This is a genomic window from Luteimonas gilva, from assembly GCF_005239095.1.
Classification (GTDB): domain Bacteria; phylum Pseudomonadota; class Gammaproteobacteria; order Xanthomonadales; family Xanthomonadaceae; genus Luteimonas_C; species Luteimonas_C gilva.
This window is the reverse complement of sequence record NZ_SZUA01000001.1, coordinates 1,692,291-1,701,121: the sequence shown is the minus strand read 5'-3', so window position 1 is coordinate 1,701,121 and position 8,831 is coordinate 1,692,291. Positions and strand designations below refer to the sequence as shown.

Here is an 8,831-nt window from a genome sequence, read left to right as displayed (position 1 = left end):
AACCGATCCAACAAGCCATCTGGCTGGACGATCTGCCGGTGGGCCTACTGGCCGGCGCCACCACCAACCAAAAGCTGCACTACCTGCAACCCGACCACCTGGGCACGCCGCGAGCGGTGATCGACACCACGGCCAACACGGCGATCTGGCGCTGGGATCTGGAGGGTGAGGCGTTCGGCAATACGATCCCCAATCAAGATCCGGACAACAACGGCACCGCGTTCGTCATGAATATGCAGTTCCCGGGGCAACGGTACGATGCCACAAGCGGCTTGGCTTATAACATGCGACGCGACTATGAGGCACTTAGTGGTCGTTATATGCAAAGCGACCCCATTGGCTTAGCAGGGGGCGCTAGCACCTACGGTTATGTGGGGGCCAATCCTTTGATGGATATTGACCCATCAGGTTTGTTCTCAATGTATGCCTATCAGCTCTACACAGGGGAATGGCGATATCGTTTTAGGTTTCACCAGTCATGTGTTCTCGGCAACTCTCTCATTGACCACGCTGATAACGCATTTCAAAGGTTGCCCTTGATAGGTAAGGTTAGAAAGCGTCAAGTCAATCTGGAACGACCAACAGGCGACGTTGACGCTGTCGATAAGTGCGCATGCCGAGCATTCGATGCTGACCTTGAGGAGCTCTTTGCATCGAATGGATGGCAAACAGGTGATCGTTACGGTGGCCAAGGTTATACCGAGGCTCAAGCCGCTCAAATGCTTTCGGAGATGCGCCAGAAGGTTAATCAACTGAACAAAAGTGGCGGGCAAGAATGCAAGAAATGCGAAATGCCATGGGATTCGTTGATTGATCGAGCGAAGGCAAGAGGCGTGCCATACATCGGAAACAGCGTTTACTAAACGAAGAAGCGCATGAAAATGATCTTCAGCTGGACTCTATGGTTCTTGCTATTTGCTGTACTCTCGTCGCTGGCGATGTGGATGGCAGTGCCTTCTGTCTCTGAGTATCAGTTGGCGAAGTGTCAGAATAGCTCTGGAAGTCTTTGCGTAACTGGCGCGTTTTTTTTGAGGTGGTGGTGGTTGCTTCTCCTGCCATCGAGCGCGCTATTGGCTACGCTGGCGACCTCGCTATCCAAAGGCCGTAGGTTGAGGTGAACCCCAACATCGCCATACTTCAATCCTCGCTGCGGGTTGGCAGGGGCAGTCTAGCCACGTTGGGTCATCCCCAACCTACGATTCACGGCTACAACATGCTTTGAATCCGCGCTCGACCTATTCGACCCTTTCGGCCCGCCGGATCTCTTGCGCTTCGGCATGCCGATCCAGGCGATCCAGCAGGTCCGCGATCCGCAGTCGATACTCTTTCGCGGGAGACAGCTGCTCGGCGTGCGCCTCGGCCGCCAGCGCTTCTTCCAGATGGCCGGTTTCTTCCAAGGCCAGGCTGTAGTTGTGCCAGACCTCGTGCCGGTCGGCCCTCTGCCGCACGGCGTTCGCGTAGTGCTGCGCCGCTTCTTCGTAGCGCTTGCCGGTCAGCGCTAGATAGCCCCGGAATTCGTCCAGTCCGATGGTTTGCGGATCGGCAGCGGCGATACGGTCGAGGACATCCTTAGCCTTCGCGGCCTGTCCGGACTTCAAGTACCCCCAAGCCAACCGCGACCAATCGCTGGGAAACGCCGGTATCAGCAAGCGCGCTTGGGCGACGGTCCATACGCCGAGCAGCGCCGATACCGCCAAGGCCATCGCCAGTTTGCTCCATAGCCGTTGCCGAATCAGGTCGTAGAACGCGACCAGCCAGAACGCCGCGCCCAGCACGAACGGGCCGATGATGTTGAACCGGAACCGGTCCTCGGCGAAGAACACGGCGATGGTGAACAAGCCCATCAGCAGCGGCGCGAACAGCAAGACCGCGCGCCGGTCGCGCCGCAGCAGCCAAAACAGCCCCGGCACGCCCAGCGCGAACAGCCAGCCGAACGGCAGCGGCAGCGCGCGCAGCAGCGGCGAAACCAGGCGCTCGTCGCCGTAGTTGCGGGTGTTGGGGACCTCAGGATAGGCGCTGAACTCGCGCAATTTGCGCACCGCATTGCCCAGGCTCTGCCAAGGATGCGAGACCAGGTATCCGGTCGCCACGCCCTTCCAATAGGCGTTGACCTCGTGCGCTTTCAACGGATGGCCGGCGCGGCGCTCGGCTTCGTTACGGTATTCCTGCCATATTTCGCCGGGCGCGCTATAGCGGCGCACGAAATGCGGCACGCCGGCGCGCGATTGCGGATTGTCCGGGTTGTAGAGCTGGTGCAGGACGATGCCGCCGTTGTTCGGCATCGGCGAAAAGTTGCCCGAGATGGCGTGGTTTCGGGCCGCCAGCAACAGGAGCGGCAAGGCCAATCCGGCGAGCAAGGCGCAGGCATCGCGCGCCTGCGGCGCGATGCGGCGCTCGCCATCGCGCCAGCGCAGCCAGGCCAGCGCGACGATCGCCAAGGGCACCAGCAACAAAAGGTTGGCGCGCAGGGCGACGCCCACGCCGCACCACAGCCCGAACGCCGCATAGCTTTTCGCGCCCGGCCGCTTCAGCAACCACAGAGCGGCGTACATCCAATAGACGATGAAGCAGGCGACCCAAGTGGCCTTGAGGATCGACATCGTGTACGCGATCGCCGTGCCGGTCGCCGCATAGACGAACATCGCGACGATGCCGGCGCGCGGCGAGCGGAATTCGCAGGCGATGCGGTACAGGCCGAAGGCCGTCGCGCAGTCCACCAGGATCTGCAGGAGGTACAGCGGAAACAGGTTCCCGGCGAGTTTGAGCACGGCGCCGACGATGTAACCGTACAGCGGGTCCATGAACGCGAATTCGTCGGTCAATCCGCCGCCGCCGGAAGCGACGTCCATGCCGAAGCGCCGGTAGAAATCCTCGTCCGGGCCCAGATGCCAGGTCAAAGGCCCGGCGATGGCGAAATGCATATGCAGCAGGCGCAGCGCCAGCACGGCCAACAGCGCCAGCGCCACGCTGCGGCGCGAGGCGCCCGGCGCGGCGGAGTTCAATCGATCCCCAACTTCTTCAGCTTGTAGCGCAGCGCCCGGAACGTGATGCCCAGCGCGGCCGCGGTCTTGGTCTTGTTGTAGCGGTGGTCTTGCAGCGCTTTCTCGATCGCCGCGCGTTCCATCTGTTCGATGTACATCGGCAGCGCGCTGCCGGCGGTGTCGCCGGGGGAGAGGTTGCGCGGATCCAGGCGCGGATCGTCGAGCGAGGTGGGCGGCGCGGCGTTGAAGGCGAGGCCGGCGGAGGCGGGCGGCGGCGATGCCGGCGGCGGCATCTCCGCGCCGCGCGCGGGCAGGTGCAGGTCGCTGGCTTCGATGACGTCGCCGTCGGCCATAGCCATGGCGCGTTCGAGGATGTTTTCCAATTCGCGCACGTTGCCGGGGAACGGGTACGACGCCAGCGCGTCGAACGCGGCGCGGCTGAGCTTGGGCGTGGCGCGCTGGTGCGGGATCGCCAGCCGTTGCAGGATCGATTCGGCCAGGTTGGGCAGGTCGTCGCGGCGTTCGCGCAGCGGCGGCACCTTCAGTTCGATGACGTTGATGCGGTAGTACAGGTCGTGGCGGAAGCGGCCTTCGTCGACCAGCTTCTCCAGGTTCTTATGGGTGGCGGACAGGATCCGCACGTCGACGCCCACCTCGCTCGATGCGCCGACCGGACGCACCGACTTCTCCTGGATCGCGCGCAGCAGCTTGACCTGCATCGACAGCGGCAGTTCGGCGACTTCGTCCAGGAACAGGGTGCCGCCCTCGGCGGCCTGGAACAGGCCCGGCTTGTCGGCGTGCGCGCCGGTGAAGCTGCCTTTGCGGTGGCCGAAGAATTCGCTTTCCATCAGCTCGGTCGGAATCGCGCCGCAGTTCACCGGCACGAACGGCGCCGCGGCCCGCGCGCTCTGCTCGTGGATGCTGCGCGCGGTCAGTTCCTTGCCCACACCCGATTCGCCGACGATGTAGACCGGCGCCTGGCTGCGCGCCACTTTGGCGATGGTCTGGCGCAATTGCGCCATGGCCGGCGAATCGCCCTGCAAGCGCGGGCCGGCCGAGGTGGCGATCTGCTGGCGGTGCGTGCCCAGCATCAGCGCGTGGCGGACCAGGTCGCGCAGCACGGTCAGGTCCACCGGCTTGGCGACGAAATCGAAGGCGCCGGCCTTCAAGGCCTCGACCGCGGCTTCGACGTTGCCGAAGGCGGTGATCATCGCGACCGGCGTATTGGGATGGCGGGTGGAGATTTCCTGCACTAGGTCGATGCCCGAGCCGTCCGGCAAGCGCATGTCGGTCAGGCACAGCGCGTATTTCTCGCGCAGCAGCATCTCGCGGGCGCCGCCGAGGGTGGCGGCGGTGTCCACGCGCAGGCCCATCCGGCCCAGCGTCAATACCAGGAGTTCGCGGATATCGCGCTCGTCGTCGACCACCAAAGCGCTGCGCGTTTCGGTCATGCACCACCCCTCCAGACGCGGCTACCTTACTCTGGGCGCGGGTCCGGACTCAATCGCGGCCCGGTCGGGCAGCGGAAAACAAGGCGATTCGAGACGGGCTAAACCAGCCCTTGCGCCGCTTTTTCGGTCAGCAGCGTATGCGGCCCGGGCAGGCGGATGCGGAAGCAGCTTCCGCCCGGCGTGCGGACGTAGTCCAGCTCGCCTTCGTTGGCGCGGGCCAGATCGCGGGCGATGTAGAGCCCCAGGCCGGTGCCGTGTTCGGAGGTGGTGTAGAACGGCCTGAACAGGCGTTCGGCGGCGGCGTCCGGGATGCCGGGGCCGCGGTCGAGCACGTCGATGCCGGGATCTCCCTCGTCTTGGTGCACGCGCAGAGTGATCCGCGCCGGCTGGCCGGGCAGGCGGCCGTAGGTGCGCGCATTGCTCACCAGCACGGTGAGGATCTGCTGCAAATGCCGCGGATCCACCAGGGCGACCTGGGCCGGAGCGGCATGGCTGATCTGCAGGCTGTCGTCGTCCAGCGGGTGGGCGGCGACGTATTCGTCGATGAAGCGCCGCACCAGGCCGACCAGTTCGATGTGCTCGGGATTGGCGCGTTCGCGCCGCGCCAGCCCCAGCACGCTTTCGACGATGCCGTTCATGCGCACGCACTGCTGGCGCACGATCTGCAGCATGCGCCGATCGGCCAGCGAGATGTCGGTGGATTCCTCCATCAGTTGCGCGGCGTAGCTGATCGCGGCCAGCGGATTGCGGATTTCGTGCGCCAGGCTGGCCGAAAAGCGGCCCAGCGCGGCCAGGGTGATCGATTCGGCGCGGCGCGAGAGCAGCGAGGTGTCGTCCAGGAACACCAGCGACTGCTCGCTGTCGGCCAACAGCCGGGCGAAGCGGGGCAGCACTTCGTTTTGGTCGCTGCCCAGGCGCAGTGGCGCGTTGTCGGTGGTGCCGTCCTGGCGCCATTGCAGCAAGCGGCGCGCCAGCTCCGGTGCGGTCACCGCCAGCGCGCGGCGGCCGTCGCCGGCGTCGCCCAGCAGCGATTGCGCCGCTTCGTTGGCCAAGCGGATGTGGCCTTCGGCATCGACCAGCAGCACGCCGGTGCGCATCCGGCGGATGATCAGTTCGTTGACCTCGGCGAGATTGGCCGCCTCCGCGCCGCGCCGCGTGGCCAGGGCCTCGCTGGCCTGCATCCGCAAGCCGAGCTGGTTGGTGAGCGTAGCCAGCGCCAGATAGCTGGTGCCGAACATCAGCATTTCGGCCAAGGGGCGGTCGCTGCCGGTTTCGATCAAAGTCCAGAGCTGTTCGCCGAGGATCGCCGAGAACGCCAGGATCGCGCCGCCCAAGCCCAACCGCAGCGGCAGGAACAAGGCCGCCGCGCCGACGTTGAACAGCAGCATCAGCGCGATGCCCGAAGCCACTTGCGGCGCGCCGTGGGTGGCCAGCGCCGCCACCACGATGTCGATCAGGATGCCGACGAAGGCCGGCGCGCGCAGCGAGGCGCTGTCCCGGCCCCAGATCATCAGCATCGCCGAGCAGGCCAGGTAGGCCATCGCCGTCGCCGCCACCAGCAAGGGCTCGCGCAGGGGGCCGATCAGCATTTCGGTCGGGCCGAAAGCCAACAAGGCCAGCAGGCTGGCCTCGAGCACCCGGTAGAGATTGAAGAAATACAACTCGCGCCGCAGGCCGCTGTCGATGTCGTGCTTGGCGGGTCTGCGGCGCATCAACACGGCAAAGGGCCCTGCGGGTGGTTCGGGCCGAGTATATAGGCCCGGCGGGAGGCTTCCGCCGCCGTTGCGGCGGCCGGAGCCATGGCCGGAACGCGCCGTCCTGCCGTGTTTTTGCCTCGCGGCGGCGCGCTGGGCGACAATAAGGGTCCCGCGCGCTCCATGCCGACCGCACCCCCGGCCGGATCGCCCGCGGTCCGACTTTCTGCATGGACCCCACATGAACTTCCACGAATACCAGGCGAAGCAGTTGTTTGCCGATTACGGCATTGCGGTACCGGCCGGGCGCGTCGCGCGCACGCCGGAAGAGGCGGTCGACGCCGCCAAAGCCATCGGCGGCGACTTCTGGGTCGTCAAGGCGCAGATCCATGCAGGCGGCCGCGGCAAGGCCGGCGGCGTCAAGCTGGCCAAGACCCTGGACGAAGTGCGCGAGTACGCCAAAGGCATGCTCGGCCACAAGATGGCGACCTACCAGTCCGCCGGCGTCGCTCTGCCGATCGACAGCGTGCTGGTCACCCAGGCCACCGACATCGCCAAGGAGCTCTACCTGTCGGTGCTGGTCGACCGCAGCAGCCAGTCGGTGACCTTCATCGCTTCCAGCGACGGCGGCGTGGAGATCGAAAAGACCGCCGAAGAGAATCCCGACGCGATCAAGACCCTGCACGTCAACTTCGTGCAAGGCCTGCAGCCGTACCAATGCCGCGACATGGGCTTCGCGCTGGGCTTGAACGCCAAGCAGGTCAACCAGCTGACCAAGATCATGCTGGGCCTGTACAAGCTGTTCAACGAGAAAGACCTGGCCCTGGTCGAACTGAACCCGCTGGCGATCCTCACCAACGGCGACCTGGCCGTGCTCGACGGCAAGATCAATTCCGACGACAACGCTTCCTTCCGCCATCCGGAACTGGTGGCGATGCGCGACATCCGCCAGGAAGACGAAACCGAAGTCCGCGCCAGCCAGTACGACCTGAACTACGTAACCATGGACGGCAACATCGGCTGCATGGTCAACGGCGCCGGCCTGGCGATGGCCACGATGGACGTGATCAAGCTCAACGGCGGCGAGCCGGCGAACTTCCTCGACGTCGGCGGCGGCGCCACCAAGGAGCGCGTCACCGAGGCGTTCAAGCTGATCCTGTCTTCCGACGAAGTGAAGGCGATCTTCGTCAACATCTTCGGCGGCATCGTCCGCTGCGACATGATCGCCGAGGGCATCATCGCCGCGGTCAAGGAAGTGGACGTCAAGGTGCCGGTGATCGTGCGCCTGGAAGGCACCAACGTCGAGGAAGGCAAGGCGCTGCTGAAGAGCAGCGGCCTGGCGATCACGCCGGCGGACGACATCAACGACGGCGCGAAGAAGGCGGTCGAAGCCGCCAAGAAAGCGGCGTGACCTTGCACCCTTCTCCCGTTCGCGGGAGAAGGTGGCGCGAAGCGCCGGATGAGGGCGCGCGGTATCGCAAATCGCCGCGAACACATCGAGGTCTCGCGACACCCCGCGCCCTCACCCCAGCCCTCTCCCGCAAGCGGGAGAGGGGGTTAAAACCAAGGATTCGAAATACATGAGCGTTCTCGTCAACAAGAACACCAAGGTCATCGTCCAGGGCTTCACCGGCACCCAGGGCACCTTCCACGCCGAGCAAATGCTGGAGTACGGCACCCAGGTCGTCGGCGGCGTCACGCCCGGCAAGGGCGGCACTCAGCATCTGGGCCTGCCGGTCTTCAACACGGTGGCCGAAGCGGTCGCCGAAACCGGCGCCGACGCTTCGGTGATCTACGTTCCGCCGCCGTTCGCGGCCGACGCGATCCTGGAAGCGGCCGACGCCGGCATCAAAGTCATCGTCTGCATCACCGAGGGCATTCCGGTGCTGGACATGCTGCGGGTCAAGAACACGTTGAAGAGCTATAGCGACGTGGTCCTGATCGGACCGAACTGCCCCGGCGTGATCACCCCGGGCGAGTGCAAGATCGGCATCATGCCGGGCCACATCCATATGCCCGGCAAGGTCGGCATCGTCTCGCGTTCCGGCACGCTGACCTACGAAGCCGTGAAGCAGACCACCGACGCCGGCCTGGGCCAGTCGACCTGCATCGGCATCGGCGGCGATCCGATCAACGGCACCAACTTCATCGACGCGCTGCGCTTGTTCCAGAACGACCCGCAGACCGAAGGCATCATCATGGTCGGCGAGATCGGCGGCTCGGCCGAAGAAGAAGCGGCCGAATTCATCGCCGAGCACGTCACCAAGCCGGTGGTCGGCTTCATCGCCGGCGCCTCGGCGCCGAAGGGCAAGCGCATGGGTCACGCCGGCGCGATCGCTTCCGGCGGCACCGGCACGGCCGAAGGCAAGTTCGCGGCGCTGGAGAAGGCGGGCGTGACCACGGTGAAGTCGCCGGGCGATCTGGGTGCGGCGATCGCGAAGCGGTTGGGCAAGTAAGTCGAACACGATGTGTTGCGGAAAGGCCGCCATCAGGCGGCCTTTTTGTTTTTTGCTTCGGTAGAAATCTTCGCGTCTGGTTTGCCCTCACCCAACCCTCTCCCGCAAGCGGGAGAGGGCTCGAGCCGCGCGATCTGAAGCCCTCTCCTGCGAAGCGGGAGAGGGTTGGGTGAGGGTGAGTGACAGAAACATCGGATTTTCCCGATAGAGGAGAGATATTCGACGCAGGCAACGTAGGTCTCGGTTCAT

Annotated in this window: 6 protein-coding genes; 3 read left to right on the top strand and 3 right to left on the bottom strand. The window is 65.0% G+C overall.

Annotation, left to right across the window (positions count from 1 at the left end; translation table 11 throughout):
- The coding region (locus tag FCE95_RS07940; protein WP_317616476.1) for an RHS repeat domain-containing protein at positions 1 to 863 on the top strand (863 nt) is incomplete at its 5' end.
- Positions 864 to 1,235: 372 nt separating this feature from the next.
- Here the strand turns inward: FCE95_RS07940 and FCE95_RS07935 are convergent.
- From FCE95_RS07935 to FCE95_RS07925, 3 genes are all read right to left on the bottom strand, one after another.
- The gene (locus tag FCE95_RS07935) at positions 1,236 to 3,002 is read right to left on the bottom strand and encodes a glycosyltransferase family 39 protein (protein ID WP_137266385.1); all 1,767 of its coding nucleotides are present in this window, start codon (positions 3,000 to 3,002) and stop codon (positions 1,236 to 1,238) included.
- On the bottom strand, positions 2,999 to 4,432 hold the full coding sequence (locus FCE95_RS07930) for a sigma-54-dependent transcriptional regulator (RefSeq protein WP_137266384.1): 1,434 nt from the start codon (positions 4,430 to 4,432) through the stop codon (positions 2,999 to 3,001). Before FCE95_RS07930 ends, FCE95_RS07935 begins: the two co-directional genes overlap by 4 nt.
- Positions 4,433 to 4,530: 98 nt before the next feature.
- Positions 4,531 to 6,144: a sensor histidine kinase gene (locus FCE95_RS07925; RefSeq protein ID WP_137266383.1), complete on the bottom strand. Its 1,614-nt coding sequence runs from the start codon at positions 6,142 to 6,144 to the stop codon at positions 4,531 to 4,533.
- A gap of 223 nt (positions 6,145 to 6,367) precedes the next feature.
- On the opposite strand from FCE95_RS07925, the gene sucC reads away from it, so the two are divergent.
- Together sucC and sucD are read left to right on the top strand one after the other, a co-directional pair.
- Positions 6,368 to 7,537 carry an ADP-forming succinate--CoA ligase subunit beta gene (gene sucC, locus FCE95_RS07920; protein WP_137266382.1) on the top strand — a complete coding sequence of 390 codons (1,170 nt, stop codon included), beginning with the start codon at positions 6,368 to 6,370 and terminating at the stop codon, positions 7,535 to 7,537.
- 169 nt (positions 7,538 to 7,706) lie between these two features.
- Positions 7,707 to 8,582 carry a succinate--CoA ligase subunit alpha gene (sucD, locus tag FCE95_RS07915; protein WP_137266381.1) on the top strand — a complete coding sequence of 292 codons (876 nt, stop codon included), beginning with the start codon at positions 7,707 to 7,709 and terminating at the stop codon, positions 8,580 to 8,582.
- Positions 8,583 to 8,831: the final 249 nt, after the last annotated feature.

Bases quoted from the DNA above. Each gene is read 5' to 3' on its own strand.
- FCE95_RS07930 (WP_137266384.1), bottom strand. From the start codon at position 4,432: ATGACCGAAACGCGCAGCGCTTTGGTGGTCGACGACGAGCGCGATATC.
- FCE95_RS07925 (WP_137266383.1), bottom strand. From the start codon at position 6,144: ATGCGCCGCAGACCCGCCAAGCACGACATCGACAGCGGCCTGCGGCGC.
- sucC (WP_137266382.1), top strand. From the start codon at position 6,368: ATGAACTTCCACGAATACCAGGCGAAGCAGTTGTTTGCCGATTACGGC.
- sucD (WP_137266381.1), top strand. From the start codon at position 7,707: ATGAGCGTTCTCGTCAACAAGAACACCAAGGTCATCGTCCAGGGCTTC.